Origin of the sequence: Pseudoalteromonas marina, assembly GCF_000238335.3 — a bacterium.
In the GTDB taxonomy this organism is placed as follows: domain Bacteria; phylum Pseudomonadota; class Gammaproteobacteria; order Enterobacterales; family Alteromonadaceae; genus Pseudoalteromonas; species Pseudoalteromonas marina.
This window is the reverse complement of sequence record NZ_AHCB03000005.1, coordinates 105,686-130,707: the sequence shown is the minus strand read 5'-3', so window position 1 is coordinate 130,707 and position 25,022 is coordinate 105,686. Positions and strand designations below refer to the sequence as shown.

General features: G+C 40.6%; 19 protein-coding genes. 3 read left to right on the top strand and 16 right to left on the bottom strand.

Translation table 11 applies throughout. The annotated features are described in order from the left end of the window. Positions 1–12: 12 nt before the first annotated feature. The 5 genes from iscR to prlC all read right to left on the bottom strand — a co-directional run bounded on the left by iscR (position 13) and on the right by prlC (position 5,733). Positions 13–504 (bottom strand): Fe-S cluster assembly transcriptional regulator IscR, encoded by a 492-nt coding sequence (iscR, locus tag PMAN_RS00620; protein WP_010555566.1) that lies wholly within the window; start codon positions 502–504, stop codon positions 13–15. A gap of 232 nt (positions 505–736) precedes the next feature. After that, positions 737–1,462 (bottom strand): tRNA (cytosine(32)/uridine(32)-2'-O)-methyltransferase TrmJ, encoded by a 726-nt coding sequence (gene trmJ, locus PMAN_RS00615; protein WP_010555565.1) that lies wholly within the window; start codon positions 1,460–1,462, stop codon positions 737–739. 102 nt (positions 1,463–1,564) lie between these two features. Further along, positions 1,565–2,320 carry a class I SAM-dependent methyltransferase gene (locus PMAN_RS00610; protein WP_010555564.1) on the bottom strand — a complete coding sequence of 252 codons (756 nt, stop codon included), beginning with the start codon at positions 2,318–2,320 and terminating at the stop codon, positions 1,565–1,567. Positions 2,321–2,377: 57 nt separating this feature from the next. Next, positions 2,378–3,556, bottom strand: a complete 1,179-nt coding sequence (locus PMAN_RS00605; RefSeq protein WP_010555563.1) for a response regulator — start codon at positions 3,554–3,556, stop codon at positions 2,378–2,380. Positions 3,557–3,693: 137 nt separating this feature from the next. Beyond that, positions 3,694–5,733 (bottom strand): oligopeptidase A, encoded by a 2,040-nt coding sequence (gene prlC, locus PMAN_RS00600; protein ID WP_010555562.1) that lies wholly within the window; start codon positions 5,731–5,733, stop codon positions 3,694–3,696. A gap of 332 nt (positions 5,734–6,065) precedes the next feature. On the opposite strand from prlC, the gene gorA reads away from it, so the two are divergent. Both gorA and PMAN_RS00590 read left to right on the top strand, forming a co-directional pair. Beyond that, entirely contained in the window at positions 6,066–7,427 is a 1,362-nt protein-coding gene (gene gorA, locus PMAN_RS00595) for a glutathione-disulfide reductase (protein WP_010555561.1), read from the top strand. 181 nt (positions 7,428–7,608) lie between these two features. Continuing rightward, positions 7,609–8,466: a mechanosensitive ion channel family protein gene (locus PMAN_RS00590; protein WP_010555560.1), complete on the top strand. Its 858-nt coding sequence runs from the start codon at positions 7,609–7,611 to the stop codon at positions 8,464–8,466. Between the two features lie 49 nt (positions 8,467–8,515). Here the strand turns inward: PMAN_RS00590 and tldD are convergent, their stop codons facing one another. From tldD to PMAN_RS00540, 10 genes are all read right to left on the bottom strand, one after another. Beyond that, complete coding sequence (tldD, locus tag PMAN_RS00585; protein ID WP_010555559.1) at positions 8,516–9,955, bottom strand: metalloprotease TldD; 1,440 nt, start codon at positions 9,953–9,955, stop codon at positions 8,516–8,518. Further along, positions 9,952–10,791, bottom strand: a complete 840-nt coding sequence (locus PMAN_RS00580; protein ID WP_010555558.1) for a carbon-nitrogen hydrolase family protein — start codon at positions 10,789–10,791, stop codon at positions 9,952–9,954. Before PMAN_RS00580 ends, tldD begins: the two co-directional genes overlap by 4 nt. Further along, positions 10,784–14,647, bottom strand: a complete 3,864-nt coding sequence (locus tag PMAN_RS00575) for a YhdP family protein (RefSeq protein WP_010555557.1) — start codon at positions 14,645–14,647, stop codon at positions 10,784–10,786. Before PMAN_RS00575 ends, PMAN_RS00580 begins: the two co-directional genes overlap by 8 nt. Next, positions 14,647–16,119 (bottom strand): ribonuclease G, encoded by a 1,473-nt coding sequence (gene rng / locus PMAN_RS00570; protein ID WP_010555556.1) that lies wholly within the window; start codon positions 16,117–16,119, stop codon positions 14,647–14,649. The genes PMAN_RS00575 and rng overlap by 1 nt, the downstream gene beginning before the upstream one ends. Before the next feature lies 1 nt (position 16,120). Continuing rightward, a complete protein-coding gene (locus tag PMAN_RS00565) occupies positions 16,121–16,690 on the bottom strand; it encodes a Maf family protein (protein ID WP_010555555.1) in 570 nt (189 codons plus the stop codon). Next, on the bottom strand, positions 16,690–17,169 hold the full coding sequence (gene mreD / locus PMAN_RS00560) for a rod shape-determining protein MreD (protein WP_010555554.1): 480 nt from the start codon (positions 17,167–17,169) through the stop codon (positions 16,690–16,692). Before mreD ends, PMAN_RS00565 begins: the two co-directional genes overlap by 1 nt. Continuing rightward, a complete protein-coding gene (gene mreC / locus PMAN_RS00555; protein WP_010555553.1) occupies positions 17,162–18,004 on the bottom strand; it encodes a rod shape-determining protein MreC in 843 nt (280 codons plus the stop codon). The genes mreD and mreC overlap by 8 nt, the downstream gene beginning before the upstream one ends. Beyond that, positions 18,004–19,047 carry a rod shape-determining protein gene (locus PMAN_RS00550; RefSeq protein WP_002958401.1) on the bottom strand — a complete coding sequence of 348 codons (1,044 nt, stop codon included), beginning with the start codon at positions 19,045–19,047 and terminating at the stop codon, positions 18,004–18,006. Before PMAN_RS00550 ends, mreC begins: the two co-directional genes overlap by 1 nt. Before the next feature lie 131 nt (positions 19,048–19,178). Then, positions 19,179–21,227: a formylglycine-generating enzyme family protein gene (locus tag PMAN_RS00545; RefSeq protein WP_010555552.1), complete on the bottom strand. Its 2,049-nt coding sequence runs from the start codon at positions 21,225–21,227 to the stop codon at positions 19,179–19,181. A 374-nt stretch (positions 21,228–21,601) separates the two neighbouring features. Next, complete coding sequence (locus PMAN_RS00540) at positions 21,602–22,123, bottom strand: type II secretion system protein (RefSeq protein ID WP_010555551.1); 522 nt, start codon at positions 22,121–22,123, stop codon at positions 21,602–21,604. 175 nt (positions 22,124–22,298) lie between these two features. Between PMAN_RS00540 and PMAN_RS00535 the strand changes: the two genes are divergently transcribed. Beyond that, on the top strand, positions 22,299–23,207 hold the full coding sequence (locus PMAN_RS00535) for a 1-aminocyclopropane-1-carboxylate deaminase/D-cysteine desulfhydrase (protein ID WP_010555550.1): 909 nt from the start codon (positions 22,299–22,301) through the stop codon (positions 23,205–23,207). 62 nt (positions 23,208–23,269) lie between these two features. Here PMAN_RS00535 and PMAN_RS00530 read toward each other — a convergent pair whose 3' ends face one another. Further along, entirely contained in the window at positions 23,270–24,952 is a 1,683-nt protein-coding gene (locus tag PMAN_RS00530) for an EAL domain-containing protein (RefSeq protein ID WP_242032447.1), read from the bottom strand. Positions 24,953–25,022: the final 70 nt, after the last annotated feature.

Sequence of the window (25,022 nt, the reverse complement as noted above, 5' to 3'; positions counted from 1 at the left end):
TGCAGGTCAACCTTAAAGTTGACAGCTTACTTGAATGTTTTCCAACTGCTTAATTGCATTATTGATACTGTTATCTTGGCGTGATGCGATTTCTTTCACATCTGATTTTTCCACCAATTCAGCAAGGGTAATATTATTCAAAAATTCTTCTATGCGTGCGCTTAAATCTGACCACAAATTATGGGTTAAGCAGCGCATACCACTTTGGCAGCCAGTGTTGGCACCTTGGCAACGTGTTGCATCAACCGATTCGTCAACTGCGGTAATAATATCACCAACAGAAATAACATCGGCTTCTCGCCCTAGTAAATAGCCGCCACCAGGACCTCGAACCGAACTTACCAAGCCATTTTTACGCAGGCGAGCAAATAATTGTTCAAGGTATGACAAAGAAATTTCTTGTCGCTGTGAAATATCAGCAAGGGCGACAGGACCAACACCTGTATGCAGCGCAACATCAAGCATCGCTGTAACGGCATATCGTCCTTTTGATGTTAATTTCATAACGCCCCCTGCACAAAGAGTGCAAATTTTAATTACCAGAGTAAATTAGTCAAGTATTATCACTTGATAAAAATTTGATTTAAAAACATATCGCTTAAAATGAATGTAGTTAACAAATTTTTAATACTTGACCTGTTTGGTCAAGTATTGACACCATTGTAATTACCTGAGTAATTTAGTCAAGTATTAGGCAGTTATTTAAACACCCGTTTATATAACTAATTGCTATACCTTACTTAGGAATCGATTTATTTATAGAGGTAAGAATACCGCGCAAAATATTCATCTCTGCCTCTTCTGGGCGAGCACGGTTAAATAAACGGCGAAGCTTTGTCATTACAATGCCTGGATGCTGTTTGATGATGAAGCCTGTGTTATACAAGGTCTCCTCAAGGTGTTCGTAAAACAACTCTGTTTGTTTAGAGTTTGGGTAAACCGTGTCGTCTTGCGCTTCTTGTTTGGGTTGCTTATTCAAAAATGCCATACGTGTTTCGTAAGACAATGTTTGCACAGCCATAGCGAGGTTTAATGAGCTATATTCTGGGTTAGCTGGAATACATACATGGTAGTTACACAGCTGAAGCTCTTCGTTAGTTAAGCCACTGTTTTCACGACCAAACACTAATGCCACAGGGCCATTCTCGGCTTCAGCCACCAGCTTTTCACCACACTCGCGAGGCTCAACCATCGGCCATGAAAGCGTGCGTGAACGTGCGCTTGTACCAATAGTTAATGCACAATCAGCAATGGCGTCTTCAAGCTTTTCAACAATTACTGCATTACCTAACACATCGCTAGCACCTGCAGATAACGCACTTGCATGGCTATCAATTTCACAAGCAGGATCAACTAAATAGAGTTTTGATAAACCCATTGTTTTCATGGCGCGAGCCGCCGAGCCTATATTACCTGAGTGTGATGTGTTAACTAAAACAACGCGAATATCGTCTAAGATCATTGCTGTGCTTCTTACTAATGCCAAAAAATTGCGCGAATTCTAACATAAAAGCTTAAAAAGATCCTAGATCCTTAAAGCCGATCAACATACGTAAAAGGGCCTTCAAACCATGGCCGCTTTTACATACACATCAAAACGGTTCTTTTTAGTTTTAATTTGCATACTGGGGGTTTTGTCATTTAAAAACGGGGCGTAATCGGGGCGCTTAACCACCACTCGCTTGCTAGCAAGTGGGTAGGCAAATTCAAGTAAATCATCGGCGTCGGTATCTGCGCCTACTAACTCTTGAAACACTCGCATTTCTTTTTTTACTAAGGCTGACTTTTCGCGGTGTGGAAACATAGGATCTAAATACACCACATCGGGCATGCTTTCACATTGGGCTAGTAACGTGTGGCTTGAGCCAAAGACTAGGCTCATATTGTCTTTCATCCAAGGGCCAATTTCTGTGTCGCTGTAAGCTCTATTTAAACCATCAGCCAGCAGTGCAGCAACTACAGGGTGACGTTCATGTAAAATAACCTTGCACCCGAGTGACGCCAATACAAAGCCATCACGCCCCAAACCTGCGGTTGCATCAAGTACCACAGGCGTTGCCCCTTTATTAAGGCCAACCGCTTTGGCTATAGCTTGCCCTTTACCGCCACCAAATTTTCGCCTGTGAGCGGCTGCCCCGCTAACAAAATCAACGTTAATGGCACCTAATTTAGGTTCATCAGTTTTAAATAAACTCAGTCCTGTATCGTCATAGTGCAGGCTAAAACCTTGGCTATTTTGTTGCCAATTTACTAAACCAAAACGCGTTTCTAATTCATTTAAATACGGGCGACACTCTTTAAAGGCACACTGAATAACCACAATACACTCCGACGATAAAATACCGCCAGAGTATATCAACCAGCGAGCTTAAGCGCACTAAAATAGCTCTATGTCAGGGTCTTGGTTAATTGCAGGCTCAATGTCTTCAACTTTATGGCGTAAACTCTGTAAAAACTCACTGCGGCTTTGTGTTACTTGCTCAAACTGATATTTTATAAACGCTAAATCGCTGTTGGCAGACACCAGTAACTGCATAGTATGTTCGAGCTGCGATATACATGAATCAATATCGGCGGGGTTTAAATTATTCTTTTGAAGCTCAATAGCTGTATTTAATGCCTCTAGTTGTGCACAAAACTGCTCTGCTACATTACTTTGCGTGATATTTTGAGCATTAAACTGGCTTATTATATCTTCCAGTGCCGTGCTAATTTGTTCAGCTTGCTGGTAATTTTTTTCGTTTCTTTCCATAGTAACGACCTTTTCATTGGTGACCTCTAAAATATGAGGGAATAAATCTTTATAACGCCCATACTTTTCGGTGTCATCGACCGGCATATTCTTAACCAGTAACGATAATTTTGGGTAATTAATAATAGTGCTCTCGCCTATATCAACAAACCGCTGTGCATCTTTGTGTTGCGCCAATAACTCCTGCACTAATGGGCATACACCACCTTTTAAGCTGTAAAATTCACTTTTATGCTGGTACCAAAATACAACCACCACATCCAAATTGAATGGGGTAAAAAAACCCAAAAAGTACTCGCTCAAAATTTCTAAACTGTTGGCATGATAACTTTGGCCAACATAGCGCATAATTCGCCCCATATCTCCTGACTCGGTCATCGCCATTGCGGCAGTTTTATTGGCTTTATTTATATCGCTTTCGAGTTTGACGCATTGTTGGCGATACGCATACAGTATTTTAATACGTGCCATTAGTTCTTCTGCGTTAAACGGTTTCATTATGTAGTCAGACGCACCAACACTGTAGCCTTTCACTCGGTCGATAAGCGCTTCTTTTGATGAGAGAAACATAACCGGAATATCTTTCGTATCGGCATTTTGTTTTATTTCTTGGCAGACTTGATAACCCGACTTGCCCGGCATTTCTATGTCGAGAAGGATAATATCGGGTTTATGTTCGTTTATTAACCTCAGCCCCTCCTCGCCCTCTTTAGCATGAATAAGTTTACAAAACCCCGCTAGAGATTCCTCAATAATAAGGTGGGTTAATTTATCGTCATCAATGGTAAGTACTAACTTTTCCATACACAAATCCGTTCAGCTGAGTATGCTTAGAGCATAGTACGGCGTGCTGAAATTACTAACGTTTATAGCCTATTATCTACACACAATAAAAAAGCGCCGTTTAGGCGCTTTTGTTACATTTAATAAATGACATATTTTTAAGCTGCTATGCCACTATGGCGAAGTAGCGCATCAACGCGTGGCTCGCGGCCTCGGAAGTTTTTAAATAATTCCATAGGCTCTTCACTGCCGCCTTTTTCTAGAATATGCTGCATGAAGGCTTGCCCTGTTTGTGGGTTAAAAATTCCTTCCTCCTCAAACTTAGAGTAAGCATCGGCTGATAATACTTCAGCCCATTTGTACGAGTAATAACCGGCGCTATAACCACCCGCAAAAATATGGCTAAACCCGTGCTGAAAACGGTTGAACTCAGGAGCTTGAACAACCGAGGTACGACTGCGCACATCATTTAATACTGCCTGAATTTGACACGGCTCGCCCGCGACATAATCGTTATGAATTTTAAAATCAAATAACGAAAACTCAATTTGACGCAGCATTTGCATGCCTGAGTTATAGTTTTTAGCGGCCAATAACTTATCAAGCAATTCTTTTGGTAATGGCTCGCCTGTCTCAAAATGGCCCGAAATAAAGCTCAGCGCTTCTTCCTCGTAACACCAGTTCTCTAAAAATTGACTTGGTAGCTCTACGGCATCCCATGCTACGCCATTAATACCTGCTACGGGAGCAGCATCAACTTGAGTCAGCATGTGGTGAATACCGTGGCCAAACTCATGGAATAAAGTCGTTACTTCATTATGGGTGAACAAAGCTGGTTTATCGCCTACCGCTTTATTAAAGTTACATACTAAGTAAGCTACAGGGGTTTGTAACTCGCCATTAGCGCGTACCTTACGACCCATACAATCGTCCATCCACGCGCCACCGCGTTTGCGATCGCGTGCGTAAAGATCTAAGTAAAAACGTCCTCGTAGCGTGTTATTGCTATCAACAATTTCAAAAAAGCGCACATCTTTATGGTACGTATCAAAGTCGGTTACTTCATTAACACTAATGCCAAATAAACGGTTAACCGTTTCAAATAAGCCACTTAACACTTTATCAGCTGGGAAATAAGGACGTAGTACTTCATCTGATATTGCGTATTTTTCTTGTTTTAGTTTTTCGCCATAGTAGCCAAAATCCCATGCTTCTAATTCAGAAATACCATGTTTTTGCTCAGCGTACGCTTTTAGCTCTGCCACTTCTTGCTCTGCTTGTGGTTTTGATTTAGCCGCTAGGTCTTCTAAGAACGAAAACACTTGCTCTGGTGTTTCAGCCATTTTTGTTGCTAATGATTTTTCAGCGTAGCTTTTAAACCCTAATAACTGCGCAAGTTCATGGCGAAGTGCAAGTGCTTCTTTCATTATGTCTGAGTTATCAAACTCACCCGCATTTGGGCCTTGATCCGATGCGCGTGTGCTAAATGCGGTGTAGGTTTCTTTACGAAGTTCACGGTTATCAGCGTAAGTCATAATTGGCAAGTAAGATGGAAAATCAAGCGTAAATACCCAACCGTCTAGATCTTTACTTTTGGCGGTGTCAGCAGCAAGCGCAAGTGCAGACTCGGGGAGTCCGGCTAAATCGGCTTCATCAGTAATGTGCTTGTGCCACGCTAAAGTCGCATCCATTACATTGTTACCAAACTTAGAAGCAAGCTCTGATAAACGCGCGCTTATTTCACCGTAGCGTTTTTGCTGCTTCGGCGCTAATGCAATGCCCGACAATTTAAAATCGCGCAGCGCGTTGGTAATTGATTTTTGTTGTGCTGTAGTCAGCGTTTTAAATTCGTCACTGTTGTACAAGGCATTATACGCTTCGTATAAACCTTGATGCTGACCGACAAACGTAGAGTACTCAGAAATAAGCGGTAAACACTGCTCGTATGCTTCACGCAGTTCGTCGTTATTCATAACAGAATTTAAATGAGAAACAGGCGAAAATAGTCGCGATAGTTTATCGTCGGCCTCTTCAAGTGGTAACACTAAGTCATCCCACGTGTAAGACTTTTTAGCGAGTACGTCATCGATGGCTTTTCGACAATTTGCTATTCCGTCTTTAAGTGCCGGTACTACAAATTCAGGCTTAATTTTAGAAAATGGTGGTAAGCCTTCAAGGCCAATTAGTGGGTTGCTCATAAATACTCTCTTTGCGTTAATGCATTTCATTTTTAGATTGGGTCTAAAAGTTAAAAAACAACATACTTTTTATGAATCTGGCTATTCGAAAGCCATTAATAACTACTTTTAGGCTCGGTAATAATGAAATGCCTACAGGTAATGCAATCTAAAGCGAGCCCGGTTACGTACTGCAGATATTCTGTTTGGTACTGACTTAACGTATCGCTTTATATCGATAAGGCTGTAAATCTGAATGTTTTTTTACTCAACATAGGTCATCTAAACACTCTTTATTTTTAAAACTTAATGTTATGCTTATGCGCATAAAACTCAACGCCTAAGGACTTAAAATGACACAACACTTTGATTATATTGCAATTGGCGGTGGCAGCGGTGGTATTGCTTCTGCAAACAGAGCTGCAATGCGCGGTGCTAAAGTGGCACTTATTGAAGCAAAACACATGGGTGGTACCTGTGTAAACGTAGGCTGTGTGCCTAAAAAGGTTATGTGGCACGGCGCACAAGTAGCCGAAGCAATTAACTTATATGCACCCGATTACGGTTTTAACGTTGAGGTAAAAGACTTTAATTGGAGCAAACTAGTAGAAAGTCGTGAAGCCTATATTGGCCGAATTCATAAAGGGTACGACAACGGTTTAGCAAGTAATGGCGTCACCGTTATTAAAGGCTTTGCTACCTTTATTGACAGCAAAACAGTAGAAGTAAATGGTGAACACTACACCGCCGATCATATTTTAGTGGCTGTAGGTGGGCGCCCTACTATTCCAAACATTCCGGGCGCTGAGCATGGTATTGATTCAAATGGCTTTTTTGAGCTTAACGAACAACCTAAACGCGTAGCTGTAATCGGTGCCGGTTACATTGCCGTAGAGATTGCAGGTGTATTACATAGTTTAGGCACAGAAACACATTTATTCGTTCGTAAAAGTAAGCCACTGCGTACATTTGACCCCTACATAATCGACACGCTAGTCGATATTATGGCTAAAGAAGGTCCGACTCTTCATACTGAATGCTCCCCTAAAGAAGTAATCAAAGAAAGTGACGGCAGTTTAACTATTCATTTTGAAAACGGTTACAGCCAAAATGTTGATCAGGTTATTTGGGCCATTGGCCGCACACCTACAACAGACAAGATAAACCTTGCAGCAGCCGGTGTAGAAGTAAATGAAAGCGGTTATGTGAAAGTAGATGAGTACCAAAATACGACGGCTAAAAACGTTTATGCAGTGGGTGATATTATTGAAGGCGGTATTGAGCTTACCCCTGTGGCAGTTAAAGCAGGCCGCACGTTATCAGAACGCTTATTTAATAAAGACCTCCCAGACGATTTAAAAATGGATTATAGCCTAGTACCTACCGTGGTATTTAGTCATCCGCCTATTGGTACCATTGGTTTAACCGAGCAAGAAGCGATTTCTCAGTACGGCGCAGAAAACGTAAAAGTGTATAAATCAAGCTTTGCTGCTATGTACACCGCGGTAACTCAGCACCGCCAAGCATGTAATATGATGCTAGTTTGCGCAGGAGAAGACGAAAAAGTGGTTGGCTTACATGGCCTTGGTTTTGCCGTTGATGAAATGATTCAGGGCTTTGCCGTAGCGATGAAAATGGGCGCAACTAAAGCTGACTTTGATGCTGTTGTTGCACTACATCCAACGGGCTCTGAAGAGTTTGTTACCATGCGCTAAGCTATTTAACCTAAACTCTGGATAATAAATCTCTTAACCAGAGTTCAAGTTATTTACTAATTTAACTAGGCCCCTTACAGTTATGTGTTAAGGGGCCTTTTTATTAGGGTAAAATTTGCTTATTAGCTAAATAACTCAATATACTAGCGTGTGTTTATCAACATACCTACAACTGGATATTATGATTACTGATATATTGCTACACCCGTTTCTTGTTTCAATTGTTATGCTTAGTTTTGCACTTGGATTAAAAGTACTTGTTGATAAATTAGCGAGAAACCGCGCAGAAAAAAAAGACAAAGATATTCGCTACATTGCGCATAACATTAAGCATTTTATTAATTTTGTGTTGGTGTTGTCGCTATTGTTTGTGTGGTCGACTGAAATTCAAAATTTTGCGTTATCTATCGCGGCCTTTGCAGTTGCCATTGTTTTAGCCACTCGTGAGTTTATTCAATGTGTTATTGGCTTTTTTTACTTAGTCACTACACGCCCATTTAGAGTTGGCGACTGGGTGCAAGTCGGTGAATATTACGGTGAAGTAGCAGAAACAGACTGGATAAAAACAACCATGCATGAAATAGACATGCACACTTATCAATTTTCAAGAAAAACGATTTACATACCTAATAATAAACTCATCACCAGCCCAATTAAAAATCTAAATTATGTAAAACGCTTTGCAACACATAGCTTTTCTATTGTTCGAAAAGAGAGCTTTAACCCTTACCCAATTTACGACACGCTCTCGGTGAAAGCTAAAATGTACTGCGAAGAGTTTGAAGAGCTCGCCACTCGTTATAACTCGATTATTGAGCGAAAACTAGATGCAAAAATATCGGGCCCTGCACCAGAAATACATTTTGGAACAACCGAATTGGGTGAGTTTAAAGCGCGCTTTACGCTATTTTGCCCAACCGAGCAGGCACTGGACATAGAGCATAAACTCACTGAGTGTTTTATGGCGCTATGGTATGAAGAAGAAATGAAGCATAAAATTGCGTTAAGCGGAGTAAATAACCAAGCAACTAGCTCATAGAGCGACTAGGCGCGAAGGGTTTCGCGCCTAAACTTTATCGGTTGGGCCTTTAAGTTGTTCCACCGACCGTTAGCTGATCAATTTTAAGGCTAGGCTGACCAACGCCTACCGGAACACTTTGACCATCTTTACCACAAACACCAACACCTTTATCAAGTGCTAAGTCGTTACCAACCATCGATATTTGCTGCATTACTTCTGGGCCATTACCAATAAGTGTTGCGCCTTTAATCGGCTGAGTAATTTTACCGTTTTCAATTAAGTACGCTTCTGATGCACTAAATACAAACTTACCCGAGGTAATATCAACCTGCCCGCCACCAAAGTTAGGTGCAAACACGCCTTTTTTAACGCTACTGATAATATCGGCTTGGCTATGCTCGCCACCTAACATATAGGTATTTGTCATGCGTGGCATAGGTAAGTGCGCATACGACTCACGACGCGCATTTCCGGTTGGGTTAACCCCCATTAAACGTGCGTTTAGCTTATCTTGCATGTAGCCTTTTAAAATACCGTTTTCGATAAGCACGTTATATGCAGCAGGCGTGCCTTCATCATCTACGTTTAGAGAGCCGCGACGATCGGCCATGGTGCCATCGTCAACGACGGTACATAACTCAGAAGCTACTTTTTGGCCTACTTTACCGCTAAACGCTGATGCGCCTTTACGATTAAAGTCGCCTTCAAGGCCATGGCCTACCGCTTCGTGTAAAAGTACACCTGGCCAACCATTTCCTAATACCACTTCCATAGTGCCAGCTGGTGCGTCAATGGCTTCTAGGTTGACTTTAGCTTGGCGTACAGCTTCTTGTGCAAACTCCATCCAACGTGGTTTACCGTTTACCAGCTCTTTAAAATAGCCGTAATCTAAACGTGCTCCACCGCCTGCGCCACCACGCTCACGACGGCCATTTTTTTCAAGCAATACTGAACAGTTTAAACGAATAAGCGGGCGAATATCGGTAGCAAATGTACCGTCACTGGCTGCAATTAATACTTCTTCGTATACTGCTGACATAGAGCTAATTACTTGCTCTGCATCGGGGGCGAGTTCTCGAATGTAGTTTTCAAGCTCGCGTAATAAACTAACTTTATCGCTATCGCTCATACTTGAAATTGGCTGATGCGGTGCAAATTGCACTTTTGCTGATACATCGCTAAATACTTTAATAGCTTTATCTTCGCCTGCATCGGCAATGCTGCGAGCTGCTGTAGCCGCTTTGTTAAGCGCTTCTAAGTTGATAGCATCTGAATATGAAAAGCCCGTTTTTTCGCCGCTTACTGCACGTACGCCAACTCCGCGCTCTACATTGTAAGAGCCTTCTTTTACTAGGCCATCTTCAAGTACCCACGACTCGTGATGACTCGATTGAAAGTATAAATCGGCGTAATCTACTTTGTGCTGATGTATGTAGGCGAGCGTTTTTTCGAGCTCTTCTCTATTTAGCTGGCTGTCGTGTAATAAATGCTGTTCAACCGAATTCATAATAAATGCTCTCTAAATCGTTGATGAGACTGCACAGGCATATCTCGTCTAATTTTTTTTAACTGCTCTAAATCAGCGTTAGCGCTAATAAAACCTGTACCGCTGGGTAAATTACTTAAAGTGTTACCCCAGGGTGAAATAATAATACTGTGACCATACGTTTGTCGGCCATTTTCATGTGCGCCATATTGGGCTGCAGCAACGACATAACATTGGGTTTCTATCGCTCGCGCCGCTAATAATGGTTGCCAATGTACTTGGCCTGTAACCATTGTAAATGCACTTGGTACCAAAATAACCTCTGCGCCTTTACGCACAAGCGCAGTAAATAAGCCACTAAAACGCAGATCATAACATATTGTTAGACCTAGTTTACCAAAGGGGGATTCAACCACAACCACATCGCTACCAGCTTGGGTAAAATCGGATTCGCGGTAACTCCCCGTTTTATCATCTACGTTTACATCAAATAGGTGTATTTTATTATACGTTGCAACGCACTCACCCTGATTATTATATAAATGTGAGGCGGCATAATATTTAGTATTGTTGTAAGGCTCAGGAATTGTCCCTGCGCTTAACCAAATATTATGGTGTTTACACAACTGGCTTATTTGACGTTTGTATTGCTCAATATGTTTAGCTATTAACAGCGTGTCGTGACCACTTTTGCTAAACACCAAAAAGGCCTCAGGGAGACATATAAGCAATGGCCGTGTTGCGGGAAGTGTGTTTAATGCTTTTTTTAACTCTGCAATATTGTCGTCAGCATTTAGACCAGAGCACATTTGCAAAGCATATATATTGTGGTTGTTAGGCTTCGCTAAATTAGTCATTAGTTGCGGTTACTTCAGCATCTTTAAGTTTTAAATCGACTGAGGCTTGGGGCTGGTTTTGCGCCGCTTGTGGTAAGGTAACTTCACGGCTTTTTCTATCTAGCTCCTGAACAACAGGCTCACTCATGGTGCCAGTCACTTTAAAGTTAATTTCAGAAATTACGCGCGCAGAGTGTATTACTTTATCTAGTGCCAATGCTGCTAGCCCTGTTACTGGGTTTACCATCCACGCCACAATAACCGGAATACTTGAGGTAACCTGCGGCGCAACAGCGAGATCGTAGTTGATATCAAGCGTATTTAAATTTGCGTAGCCTTTAATGGTTAAATCAGCCGGAACGCCATCCATCTTAGTGTCTTTTGTATAAGCGATACCGTTCTCTAACTGCATAGAACCTTGCATGCTGTTGTAGAAAAAACCTTTTGAAAATACGTCTCTAAAATCAAGTTTTAGTTTTCGAACCAACGAATCTAAGCTCAACAACGAAAAAACCCGTGCGCCACCATCACTAATTTCTGTTAGGTGCCCTTCTCCTAAATCCCAATCAATTTCACCACTGAGGCTCGGAACATCAAATGAGTAAGGTGGGGCTTGCCAAGCAAGATTGTAATTTATAGTGGCCTTAGAGCCTTTGATAGCCGTGGTAATATCAAACTCATCAAACAACGCACCTATATCATCACTTTTAACTTCACCGCTTAGCTGTGTAAGCCCATCTTTCCATTGCCCTTTCGTGCGCAAAATATGATCGCCTTTATCAACAACCAACTCAGAAATAACCAAACGTTTACTGTCACCAAGTAACGAGGCGCTTACTTTATCTAATTGGTAGTTGGTAATTTTACAATCTGCACATTCAAACTCTATAGCCGGTAAGTTCGTCAGCCACGTTAAATCGGTGTCAGGGTCTGCTTTTGCAGCCTCAGTGATGGGCGCTTCAATTTGCTCTGCAAAATTTACGCGTAAGTAATCAGCATTAAATCGAATGGGTTGGCTGCGCTGCGAGGTAGGAATAAATACACCTGCACGTAATTCTTTGGCATTTAATTTTAAATACACATTGCTTTGCTCAGGGGCTAGGCGCATTTCAAAGTCATTAAACACCATACTACTAATATCGAGCATGCCAATATTGGCGACTACTTCATTAAGTGGTGGCATGATGCCTTGTGATTCAGGGTCATCCTCGTTTTGGGCCGCACTAATGATTTGATCAATAAGATCAACCCAAGGTACAAGTTCGGTTTGCTCTAGGTTTATTGTAACGCTTAAGTCTTGTGAATTTAGCCCTAAATCTTGCTTACCTATAACAAAATGCGCATTACTAAATTGCGATTTTCCATTTTCTAATATTGCATTAAAATAAAACCGCTTATTTACCTGTGCAGTTATAAGGTTTGAAATGTCATCGCCTTGAACAACCGCATCAAGAACCCACGGTTGTGTCTCAGCTTTATTGTATGGTGTTGGCAATTTACTTGTTAATCCAACAAGGTCAGATTTAACCTGTGCACGGTAATTAAACCCTTGCTCGGTAAAATTAAGCACAAGTCCAATATCAACTGCACTTTGTCCTTCTAGTGACCCTTTTAAAATACCTTGCCCGCTATCAATTAAGGTATTGGCATCAAGTTGTGCATTAATATCTATGTTTGCTTTGTAGTCACTCGCTTCACTTTGGCTGTTGTAATTAATTGCAAGCGGCATCCCAAGCCATGTAGCGGTGGCATTTTTAAGTTCAATATTATCGTTTTTAAAGTTAAGCACGCCGGTTAAGTTATTTAACGCAATACCGGGTGTGGCAATAAATACGGGTAAATCATCTAGCTCGACAGTGCCGCTAACACTGGCACCACCTTCAAACTTTGAACCTACCAGTAACTCAATGCTGGCATCGGCTTCACCTTGGCCTTGTATGACCTCAAAAATATCAGCTAGCGGGCTCGCAATCGGCGTGGCTTTAAAAAAGGTGTGCAGGTTTTCCATCGGTGCTTTTTTATCTATTTGTACCACAAGCTCATCGGCATTCATTAAATCATTAATGCTAACTTTAACGCTATTACCCACATCTAAATTAACCAAAGAGCCTTGTTGGCTGTAAATGTCCATTCGTTCATTAGCAAAATGTAGCTTTACCTTTGCATCTGTTACTGCTGGCCACTGCGGGTCGAACTGGTACGTGGCATTGTCAATTTGAGCAAGTACATCAAATTGCCCTGAGCCATCTTTAAATGGAAATCCTGATAACGGCCCTGCAAATAGAACCTGCGCTTTTGATATTTCACCGCCTTTTATAGCCCCGTTTAGGTAGCTAACTAATTCTGGGCTCATCGCTTTTAACGGAAAATAATGACCGGCAATACTGGCATCCTCTGCAAATGCCTCTGCGTATAAATCAAGACGCGGTGTATCACCAAAGCTCAGTTGCATTTCTGCGGCTAGCGTTATCTCATTGTTATCAAAACAAATATTATCACTGCTAATACGCCAGTTATTATTTTGCTTTGCGAGGTCTAATTCTATATTGAGCTGGTTATAACTAATGTTGTCACTAAAACTATCGCCAGTTATTAAAGTGCCGTTTTCTCCAAATAAGCTGATACGACCTTTATCTTGGTTTAATAAACCGCTTACGCGTAAACCTTGCGCAGCAGGTACTGAATTAAGCTCTTGCCAGCCTATGTTATTGGCGTTAAACCATACTTGCCACTGCTGGTTACTCTCGTAATTAACGTAAGCCTGCTGTATTTGGCCACTTGGTTTGCGTTTTAAAAACGCGTCGAGAGAGTCAAAATTTGTCAGCGCTGCCAAGTTAGCCAGCAGCGCTATATCTATTTGATTTAACCAAATTTGATTATTTTCACCTAGTTGAGCCTCAAACTCTAGGCTTGGCCATGTCGTATTGTTGTTATTAAACGCTAAACCGGTGCTTTTTAAATGCCAATTACCTTGCTCAGGATAAAGATGAAAGCCACCTTCACTTAAACTAACTTGCTGGCTTTGCGCTTCATTAAACCAAGTAACGGAGCTTGGCAGCCATTGCATTTTTATATCGTCAATGAGGCCTTTTTCAATTTTTAACCAAGCCTGTAAATTGATATCGCTAGTTAACTGTTGTTTTTCAGTATTTATATATTGCGCCAACCAATTAGACACATCTACCTTATTGGCTTGGACATACATGTTGCCCGCAACTTCTTCTAAGCTCTCTCCCTTTAGAGCAATACGCGCGTCAAAGGTGCCCACTGTGATGCCAGGTAAAGCTAATGTTCCGCTACCTAAATGTTGAGACTCTTCATTTTGCCAAATGATATTTTCGAGCAGGAGTTTACGCTCTTTGTTATCGTCTAAGACAAAATTAATACTGGAGTTTTCTATTGCAAAATGACCTGTATTACCTAAAAAAAGCCCCTCTATAAGCTCTTTTTGCTCAAACGAAACATCATCTTGAGTACTACTCTCAAACAAGTCTGTCACATTTACTGTGGTATGAAAGCCATTTATAACAAAGTAATTGGACTTTAATTGCAGTGTTTTTATACTTTCCCATAAGTTAAGCTCTAGGCTGGTTTTTGCAATGGTTAGCGAAATAGGTGCAGTTTCATTATCTTTAAATGATAAGTCTTCAAGCACAAGGGCAGGACCATTTCCCTGCCAGCTTGCTGAAATAGCGCCAATAGATAAACTAATAGCAAACTTTTCGTCTAGGTAGGTTTCTATATCGCCTTTGTAATCATTTGCGTAAGGGAGTGTGTACTTTAATATTGAAACAATAACAGCCAGTAATACCAAAATTATGGCGCAGGTTTGCCATAACTTTCTAAAACAAAAAAAACAGACCGCTTTTGCTTTCATTACATCATTACCACATCAAACTGCTCTTGGCTGTATAAGCTTTCTGTTTGTATGTGTACTTGCTTACCTATAAATAGCTCAAGCTCCGCCAAGTTGTGGTATTCATCATTAAGTAAGGCTTCACTTACTGCTGGTGCTGCATAAACCATAAATTTATCGGCTGCGTAGGCGCGGTTTACGCGAACAATTTCACGTAATATTTCGTAGCATACCGTTTCGACTGTTTTTTGTGAGCCTCGCCCTGAACATGCAGGGCATACATCACATAAAATATGCTCTAAGCTCTCTCTGGTGCGTTTTCGGGTCATTTCAACTAACCCTAGCGCTGACAAACCATTAATATTTGTTTTAGTACGATCTTTAGCAAGCGCCGATTCAAGCGAGTGTAATACACGGCTTTTATGCTCTTCGCTGACCATATCGATAAAGTCGATAATAATTATTCCACCTAAATTACGAAGCCTTAACTGGCGCGCAATGGCAGACGTTGCCTCGACATTAGTGTTAAAAATAGTCTCTTCTAAATTACGATGGCCGACAAACGCACCGGTGTTTACGTCAACCGTAGTCATCGCTTCTGTTTGATCAATAATAATGTACCCGCCTGACTTTAACGTGACTTTGCGATGCAGCGCTTTTTGCACTTCGTTTTCTACATCGAATAAGTCGAATATAGGGCGCTCACCCGGATAGTACTCGAGTACTTGTGAAAGTTGCGGTACAAATTCTTCGGTAAATATTTTTAGCTCTTGGTAGGTAAGCTTTGAGTCAACACGAATACGCTCCATGTCTTCACCTACGTAATCACGCAGTGTTCTAAAGGCAAGTGTTAGGTCTTCATGCAATATGGTTGCTTTGTTAGTTTTTTTACGACGTGCGGTTATTTTTTCCCATAATTTTCTTAAAAAACCAGCATCATGTCTTAACTCTGCTTCGCTTGCACCTTCAGCCGCGGTACGTACTATAAAACTGCCATTTTCATCGCCATATTCAGCAACAATTTTTTTAAGGCGAGATCGCTCTTCTTCAGTTTCTATCCGTTGGCTTACACCAACATGCGTTGCGTCTGGCATAAATACTAAGTAGCGAGACGGAATAGTGATGTCGGTAGTGAGTCTCGCGCCTTTCGTGCCTAATGGATCTTTAACCACTTGCACCATAATAAATTGACCTTGGCGCACTAACTCTCGTATATCTTGCACTTTCTTTATTGGTACATCGTCAACACCTTCAACAATGGAGGCACTATTTACTATGTCAGATGCATGTAAGAATGCGGCTTTCTCTAAGCCAATATCAACAAAAGCGGCCTGCATTCCAGGTAAAACACGGCTTATTTTTCCTAGATAAATATTGCCAACAATACCTAGGTTACCAATTCGTTCTAACTGAATCTCTTGAAGCACACCGTTTTCGATTAGGGCAACACGACTTTCACTCGGTGTTACGTTGATCAGTAATTCTGTACTCATGCTACCCTCTTAAAAATGCGTGTAATAATTGTTCAGTCTCATATAAAGGTAAGCCGACAACACTAAAATAGCTACCCGAAATATGTGTAACAAAGCGACCACCTAGCCCCTGAATACCATATCCACCCGCTTTATCTTGTGGCTCACCACTTTGCCAGTAGGCTTTAATCTCTTCATCGCTCAGTTTTTTAAATGTCACATCAGTACTGATAACTTGGCTAAGCACTTTATCTTCAGTCGCAAAAGCAATAGCGGTTAGTACCTGGTGAGTGTTTCCGGACAAGCGTTTAAGTGTATGCGTAAAATCGGCTTCATCGCGTGGTTTACACAAGGATTCATTATCAATAACAACTACTGTGTCACTACCTAGTACTGGCCGGTCTGTGTAACCAAGCTTGACACCTGAGCAAGCTTTTAGCCTCGCTAAGCGCTCTACATAGGCATGAGGAAGTTCATTAGGAAATTGGCTCTCGTCCGCATCAACACTAAATTGCGAAAATTCGATACCAAGTTGAGCCAATAACTCTTTACGACGAGGAGAAGCTGATGCCAGATATACGGCAGTATTCATTATCTGATCCTAAAATGTCTGCGGTACTTACGAAGTAATAAAAACACCCAAAACCAACTTACCATGCCAGTAAATACCGGCCATAAATATTGTGGGTTAAAGTAAACACCAAGCAAAAAATGATTTAGCCAAAACTGCATTAAATGATAAAGCGTTAAAAACAAGCCAATTAACAAACTTTGCTGCCAAAGCGAGAAGTTACGAATTTTTTGAAAGTTACTTGCGGTAATAAATATACATACCGAAAATGTCAGCGAGTTAACACCTAAAGGTGAGCCTGACGCTAAATCAATGAGTAAACCTACGACCCAAGCAGTACCAATATTTAACCGATGTGGCACGGCCAATGACCAATACATAAGTACTAATAAGACCCAATCCGGCCTAAATGGTTCAAACGAAAATGGCAGCGGCATTAGCGCCATAATTAAAGCAAAAAATATGCTTAGCGCAATTAACAATGAATAACGGTTAATCATCGTTTATTTGCTCCTGCTGGCTGCGCCATAGAATTACAAGTAAGCGAATTCGGTCGAGCAACGCGATTGGCTCTGCAAATACTTGTGCAAATGGACGGCCTTCGTCGCGGTTAATTTCTGTGACTATCGCCACAGGATACCCTTCAGGAAATGTACCACCTAACCCAGAAGTCACTAATACATCACCTATTCGCACATCTAAACTATGAGGCACATGCGAAAGCTTAACTATATTAATTTTACCAATGCCTTCAACGACGGTTCGTACATCATTCCTAAGTATGCGAACAGGTGTTGCATGAGTTGTATCGGTCATCAATAATACGCGCGACGTAGTGGAACCTACTTTAGTAAGCTGCCCTACCACCCCCATTTCGTCTATTACAGCTTGCCCTTCGCTTATGCCGTCTGTAGTACCACGGTTAATAACGACTTGATGGCTATATGGGTTTGAGTGAACCGATAATACTTGTGCAATAATTTTACGATTAGATTGTTTTGCCGATGAGCCAAGTAACGCACGCAACTTCTGGTTTTCTCTGGCTAAAAATTGGTACTGTTGCAGCTGCTCACTTTGTAGCATTTGCTTTTTTTTCAGTGCTTCGTTTTCAGTAAGGAGTTGGTCTCGCGTGTGTAAGCTTTTAGCGCCAATGCTAAATAACTCATAAGGTAAGTTTGCAACATAAATAAGCGGGCTAACCAGTGTATTTAAACTGGTGCGCACAACGGTTCCACCTTCTGTGTACCTATCTCCAGCTATGAGTACGATACTCAAAAGCACTGCGACAAAAAGTCGCAGTTGCAAAGAGACAGTGCGCCCAAACATTAATTTCATTAGTCGTAACTAAAAACGTCACCACCGTGAACATCAATCATTTCTAATGCCTTACCGCCGCCACGTGCTACACACGTTAGTGGATCGTCAGCAACAACAACAGGAATGCCTGTTTCTTCCATTAATAAGCGATCTAAATCTTTTAATAGTGCACCACCGCCAGTCAGTACCATACCGTGCGCAGAAATATCTGATGCAAGCTCTGGTGGCGATTGCTCTAGGGCAACCATTACTGCACTAACAATCCCCATTAGAGGCTCTTGAAGCGCTTCTAAGATTTCATGTGAGTTAAGTGTAAATGAACGTGGAACACCTTCAGCTAGGTTACGGCCACGTACTTCGATCTCAATTGGCTCATCTGTTTTAAACGCAGAACCAATTTGGTGCTTAATGTTTTCGGCGGTTGCTTCACCAATTAAGCTACCAAAGTTACGACGCACATAGTTAATAATAGCTTCGTCAAACTTATCGCCACCAATACGTACTGATGATGAGTAAACCACACCATTTAGTGAAATAATAGCAACTTCAGTTGTACCACCACCAATATCAACAACCATAGAGCCTGTTGCTTCTGATACCGGTAAACCTGCACCAATTGCCGCAGCCATTGGCTCTTCAATTAGGTAAACCTCTCGGGCGCCAGCGCCCATTGCCGATTCGCGGATTGCGCGTTTTTCTACTTGCGTTGCACCACATGGTACACAAATAAGTACGCGCGGACTTGGGCGCATAAAGTTATTGTTATGCACTTGCTTGATGAAGTGTTGTAACATTTTTTCTGTTACATAAAAGTCAGCAATTACACCGTCTTTCATTGGGCGGATTGCTTTAATATTACCCGGCGTACGACCTAGCATCTGTTTTGCTTCGGTACCTACCGATGCAACACTTTTAGGGCCACCAGCACGCTCTTGACGGATAGCAACAACTGAAGGCTCGTTTAGAACAATACCTTCTTCTTTTACATAAATTAGGGTATTGGCTGTACCCAAGTCGATCGACAGATCGTTAGAAAAAATACCACGGAGTTTTTTAAACATGAGGCTGGATGACCTTTGAAATACGTTCTTATATTAGCTACCTCACTTTAACATGCTCATTTTGATGAGCAATATAAAGTGCAGCGCCTTTGTGAATTTGTTAAAAAAGGAAGCAATGCTTCCTTATAATTTTATCTCTCGCGAACTAAGCGAAAACCAATGTAGTTTGATCTAAAATCAGACGCTAAAATTAATCGTGTTGATACGCGTGCAAGGCTTGGTGCAAAGTTCCATGCCCCGCCTCTTACTGCCACATCCGATTCACCTGATTTTTTACCGGTCCATTCCCATACGTTACCTACCGTATCGTAAAGTCCAAACGCATTTGGAGAAAAAGACCCAACCGGTGCTGCGCGCTTGTTTGACCATTCACTACCACACCAACCACAGTTAGCTAAGTTTTTACCAATTTCGTTACCCCAAGGGTACTCAGTTTCTGTGCCTGCACGAGCTGCATATTCCCACTCAACCTCGCTAGGTAAACGAAACTGCTGCCCTGTCTGGCCAGATAACCAGTCAGCATATGCTTTTGCATCGTTATAAGTTAAACATACAGCCGGAAAGTCACTGCCTTGTTCAAAGCCAGGATTGCGCCAGTTTAAAGCCGCTTCCCATACTGGCTCGCCATTTAAATAATATGCGCAGCCTTTATTTATTTCTGCTTCTGTTTTATACGCCGTATTAGCAACAAATTTTTCATAGTCGCCTACAGTCACTTCCTTGCTTTGCATAGCAAAAGAGTTAGCAATGGCTTTTTCAATAACGGGGCGCTCATTAGCTAATCCGTTACCATTGATATCACCCATTTTAAATTTGCCAGCAGGAATAACCACAACAGGTGTTTCTACATTTGCGTTTAAAACGTTAACATTTTCGCTTACTCTGCGTGTTTGTGCTTCTGGTTGCTCGCGAGTATAGGTCGGTGCAGCAATCGACTTAGGCTTTTTTACTAAGTTAGCATTAATTGTTTGCGCTTTATTTAGGTTTACACGTGCTTGGTAAGGCTTGTAACCTAATTTACGAATTTCAATTTCATGCACACCTTTTGGTAAACGCGTAATTAAACGAGTAGAACCAAAGCTTACACCGTTAATGAATACTTCATCATCGTATACATTAGAGCGAAGTGTTAACTCTACCGACTGATCTTTTTTTTGTTCAACAACCGTGTAATCAGGCTTAGACTGAACTGGCTGCTTAACAGAATAATCGCGTACAGGCTTGTTGTTTAAACGCGATACCGAAACTGTATTGTTATTATCCGCGCTATTGCTGAATGTTAACTGACTATCTGAATAGGTAGTGCCATAAGTTGGCTGGTAAGCTGTATTTAGCGGTGAACCGTATTCTGAACAATAACGGTTATCTATACTTAATAGGTTACATAAACGGCTGCTATTGACTTCGCCGCGCATTGAAACGCTTAAGTTAACGTTGTAATTACCTTGGCCGCTAAACGCACTGTTAACCACATGGCTACTCAAAATTTGTACTTGCGCCCCTGCTAAATTGCGTTTTGGTTCAACTATGCGCTCTTCGGTTAAGTTTGCAAAAATTTGATCTACAAAGCGTTTGGTTGCTTTTTGTAAACCCATTTGCTGACCACGTTGCTCACAGGCTGCAAGTGTTTCGGTGCGCTTACAATTTATTGTATGGTTAACCTCAAGCGTACCTTCACGCGTAAACTCGTTACGCAAGCGCTCAACACGAGCCGTTGTTAACTGCTCTTTTAAACTTTCTAAGGTATTTAGTAAAGTGTGCTTAGCAACTCGTATTTGCTCAATATCTTTTCGGTGAGATGCAATTGCCGCCAACTGCATAGAGATATCATCTTTATTTTGCTTGTGATCAACTACCGCCTGTTGATAGCGAGATTGAGCACTTGTAATATTTATTGATGGATCATCAATTAAACGGCGATACATTTCGTTCATCGCGTCGAGCGCTTGGTTTTTTTCTTTATCTAGCTCAGTTGAACGAGAACGAAGTAGCTCTAATTGATTTTGTAACTGACTTTCTTCTTTTAAATGTTTATCAAGTATTCTTGTCGAGTTATCGTATTCTGTCTGTTTAACACTAATCTCTGACTCAATTCCAGTTACGGTAGCTGTGTCTTGTGCAAATGCACTACTTGCTAACAAACTAGCTGTAATTAACAGAGATAAAGGAGTAATTCGCATATATTCCAGTCCCAAAAAGCGGCAATTATTTGGTCGTTATTATTTTTTTATAATTAAAGTCTTATGCTATGTACTTGCAGCGCAAAACACAAGCTTTGTTCAATTATTATCTTAGTTTACAACTATTCGCCCGTTTCACGCTAGTAAATAACCTGATCATTTACTCTAAACCCGATAAATTGTGAAACAATGCTTAGATTCTCATTAAATTCATAAACTTACACTTAACAGTGAAACTATTTTATTTTAGGTTATTGATCACCGTTAAGTGTCACTTTGTATTAAAGCTAGCGTATTTGCGTTATTTAACCGTTAACCATTAAAAATAACGTTATCAAATAAACTAGCAAACTTATAAACACTTATTTTTTGTACTAACACTCAGACGTAAATACGCTTAAAGCGGGCGCAGTAATTATATTTTGTTTAGTGTTTTTTTTGGCTTCAACATATTCAATACGGCAATTATCCACTGCAGAATAACTGTTGGGATAAATAATAGCTTTTGCAACTTGTGGGTTGCTAGTAATATTAAATTCCCCAGTATTATCACTCGCAAACTTAGTATCTAAAAATGCCTTAAAAGCGGCCTCGGTTGCAGCAGGGTAGCCGTAAACAATATCAACCATTTTTCCTGAATCAAGCTCGATACTAGCATTAGCTTTATTATGCATACTTTTTACAATAGCTTTTCCATGTACAACGCTTATTTCAGCTTGAATTGATACTTGCAGTGTTTCAAGAATGGATGCGTGTGCCTCACCTTGAAGGTTTAAAAAGCGCGGGGCAAAATAAACAGCTAACGCACCAAAAGTGACAATAACAATTATTAGCTGCAGTAACGAAAAGCCAACCTGTTTTTTTATAAGTATTGTTTCTTGAAATTGCTTCTTCATAACTAAACTCCCTTTACAATTGGTTAACTTTAAAACATGTTTACCAATCTAGCTACTCAAAATTTAATCAACGCACTGTTACACGCAACAATCCGTCGTAATTTTGGATAGCCCCTTTTGTTTATAAGCTATAAAATTGGTCATGTATTTTATTAATCCTTTTAATTGAGAAAAAATGCCTGCATCTTTCAAAATAAATGAAACCACTATTACGCAAACAATTGATGATCCGTGGTTAAAAAGTAAAGGTATTGAGTTACTAGTAAAACGAGATGATTTGCTTCACCCTCTAATAAATGGGAATAAGTGGCGCAAACTAAAATATAATTTATTAAAAATGCAGTCGCAGAATAAAACTGAGCTACTTACTTTTGGTGGGGCGTTTTCAAACCACATACATGCATGCGCCGCAGCTGGAAAAATCTTTGGTTTAAAAACACATGGGATTATTCGTGGGCCTAACTTAGATCTAAGCAACCCAACAATTCAATTTGCACAGCAGTGTGGCATGCAGCTTCATGTTGTTAAACGCATTGAATATAAGTTACGAAACGATTCACAATACCTTGCTGAGCTTCAAGAGAAGTTTCCAGATGCGTATATTCTTGCCGAAGGCGGGACAAATACCTACGCAGTACCTGGTTGTGCAGAGCTTGCACAAAGTTTACCAGAACACGATTACCTAATTTGCCCCACAGGAAGCGGAGGGACATTAGCAGGGTTAATTGAGGGGAGTAATACAGCAACACAAATAATAGGAATTGCAGTTTTAAAGCAAGCGCAATATTTAATAGATGAAGTCCGGGAGCTAAGCTGCAAAGCAAAGTCACAAACTAACTGGCAATTACTTTGCGACTTTCATGGAGGTGGTTACGGTAAATTTACCCCTGAGTTATGGGCGTTTTGCCAACATATGGACATTACACACAATTTACCATTAGAGCCTATTTATAGTGGTAAAATGATGTACGCAATATGGAACCTAATAGAGCAGGATTATTTTCCTTCTGGCAGTAAAATAATTGCGATTCATACCGGTGGTTTGCAGGGGCTGGAGGGTCTTAAATACAGACAACTTATTTAGACATACTTCTTTTCGGTTAAGCCCCACTGCGATAAGGCATTAATTTACAAAGCTGAAATATTTTAATGAAAAACAGCCTGAGTTAGCTCTTGTAAAGGCTCCGAAAAATAAAAACCTTGTGCGCCAGCAACGCCCAATTTAGTTAACATAATGAGCTCTTTTTGAGTCTCAACGCCTACGGCATAAACAGGAAGGTTTAACATTTTACCTGCATTAACAATCTCTTTAATACATTTTTGATTATGCGATTTCTCATTAACTAAGTGAACGAGTTCATAGCTTAGCTTTAGGCCTATTACCTCTTCACAGTGAATAAGCAAAGGAATGTTTTCACTCGTTTTCACATTATCAATAATAATATTAGATCTGTGTTTTTTTATTATATTTAACGTATTTGCTAACGCATTTTTGTTGTTGCAAAAGAAAAATTCACTCATTTCAAACTGTAATTGACAGCTTAGATTAAGCTTATCCATTTGCATGGTTAACCAGCTCCAAAACTTATCGTTAAGCCAGTTTTTAGGATGCATATTAATACTTACGCTCAAAGGCGACTTCTCTGCCATTACAAGTGTTAGTATTTGCGACAATACCGCCTTATCTAGAATTAACGCGTCATCTTTACTCTCAACTTGGTTAATAAAATACTGAGCAGCTAGTAATCCATGCATGTCGTGTCTTACTCTAATTAACGCCTCATGCTGGATAATATCACCACTAATCAGATCGAAAACAGGCTGAAAAGACAGCATAAATTTATTTTTCTTAATATTGTTTATAACCTGCTCATTACAAAATAACACTTCTTGGCTTTTGCTCAGCGCCAACCGGTGACGGTGTAATAACATACTATTTTTTGAAAGCGTTAGGGCCGACTGCGCTATTTGCAAAACCTTTGATTGATCAGCTCCTAGACGAAAATTACACGCACCCAATTTAACATGCTTACGAGTCGTATTTTTTTGATGGCTTTGGCACACATTAAAAATTATTTTATGCAAACGCTCCGTGTACCGATCAAGCTCTGCAATAGGGACGTTGTAAAGCATAATGGTTAGCTTGTCTGGATTAATAAGTTTCACAGCTACTTTTTTTATCTCTGGAATACCTTTTAGAATAAAAACTTTAAAACTAGTTTCTAAGTCGGTATTTTTGTCAAACTTACACTCCCAACTGACCAAAACAAACAAACTATGATACTGTTCAGCGGCAGCATATAGTGAGGCTAACTCCTCACTTTCAACATTTTTAACCACATTTAAATTGGAAATACTACTAGTCAATTTTGTCGTCTTGTGATGAAGACTTCGGTGTTTTAATTGTCTAAAGTTAGCAGCGCTTCCCCAACGGTATAATGAAATAGCGGCACCCACTATCACCAGGTTAAGTAAAATAAATAAGTAGCTTTCCATTATCCACACAGGTGAATGGTAAAGGCCTAAGTTTAATGTTTTATATGAAAACACCTCAAGCTGCGGCTTTATAATGTTTTTAAAGTGGAGGGAAGACGACTCAGGTGCAAGCATAAAGCCATTGCTTTGTGCTAAAACAGACAGTGTTTTTTGATTCAAAGGGGCATTTAATTGTAACTCATAAACTTGCTTTGTGAGCTGCTGGCCAGCGCTATGTACTTTTAAATGTAACGCATTGCTTAAAATGAGGTTAAAGCCAATAAGCGATACAACAAGCATGACCAAACAAATCGGCTTAAAATATCTTAATAACCAATACTGCCCCTTAGACATAACTCACCCACACGTAATATTAGTCACTAAAGTGTTGTTCAAAAAAGCCATAAGCACAAGGTAGCCAATT

Coding starts and splice junctions, on each gene's coding strand:
- iscR (WP_010555566.1), bottom strand. CDS start 504: ATGAAATTAACATCAAAAGGACGATATGCCGTTACAGCGATGCTTGAT.
- trmJ (WP_010555565.1), bottom strand. CDS start 1,462: ATGATCTTAGACGATATTCGCGTTGTTTTAGTTAACACATCACACTCA.
- PMAN_RS00605 (WP_010555563.1), bottom strand. CDS start 3,556: ATGGAAAAGTTAGTACTTACCATTGATGACGATAAATTAACCCACCTT.
- prlC (WP_010555562.1), bottom strand. CDS start 5,733: ATGAGCAACCCACTAATTGGCCTTGAAGGCTTACCACCATTTTCTAAA.
- gorA (WP_010555561.1), top strand. CDS start 6,066: ATGACACAACACTTTGATTATATTGCAATTGGCGGTGGCAGCGGTGGT.
- PMAN_RS00590 (WP_010555560.1), top strand. CDS start 7,609: ATGATTACTGATATATTGCTACACCCGTTTCTTGTTTCAATTGTTATG.
- tldD (WP_010555559.1), bottom strand. CDS start 9,955: ATGAATTCGGTTGAACAGCATTTATTACACGACAGCCAGCTAAATAGA.
- PMAN_RS00580 (WP_010555558.1), bottom strand. CDS start 10,791: ATGACTAATTTAGCGAAGCCTAACAACCACAATATATATGCTTTGCAA.
- PMAN_RS00575 (WP_010555557.1), bottom strand. CDS start 14,647: ATGAAAGCAAAAGCGGTCTGTTTTTTTTGTTTTAGAAAGTTATGGCAA.
- rng (WP_010555556.1), bottom strand. CDS start 16,119: ATGAGTACAGAATTACTGATCAACGTAACACCGAGTGAAAGTCGTGTT.
- PMAN_RS00565 (WP_010555555.1), bottom strand. CDS start 16,690: ATGAATACTGCCGTATATCTGGCATCAGCTTCTCCTCGTCGTAAAGAG.
- mreD (WP_010555554.1), bottom strand. CDS start 17,169: ATGATTAACCGTTATTCATTGTTAATTGCGCTAAGCATATTTTTTGCT.
- mreC (WP_010555553.1), bottom strand. CDS start 18,004: ATGAAATTAATGTTTGGGCGCACTGTCTCTTTGCAACTGCGACTTTTT.
- PMAN_RS00550 (WP_002958401.1), bottom strand. CDS start 19,047: ATGTTTAAAAAACTCCGTGGTATTTTTTCTAACGATCTGTCGATCGAC.
- PMAN_RS00545 (WP_010555552.1), bottom strand. CDS start 21,227: ATGCGAATTACTCCTTTATCTCTGTTAATTACAGCTAGTTTGTTAGCA.
- PMAN_RS00540 (WP_010555551.1), bottom strand. CDS start 22,123: ATGAAGAAGCAATTTCAAGAAACAATACTTATAAAAAAACAGGTTGGC.
- PMAN_RS00535 (WP_010555550.1), top strand. CDS start 22,299: ATGCCTGCATCTTTCAAAATAAATGAAACCACTATTACGCAAACAATT.
- PMAN_RS00530 (WP_242032447.1), bottom strand. CDS start 24,952: ATGTCTAAGGGGCAGTATTGGTTATTAAGATATTTTAAGCCGATTTGT.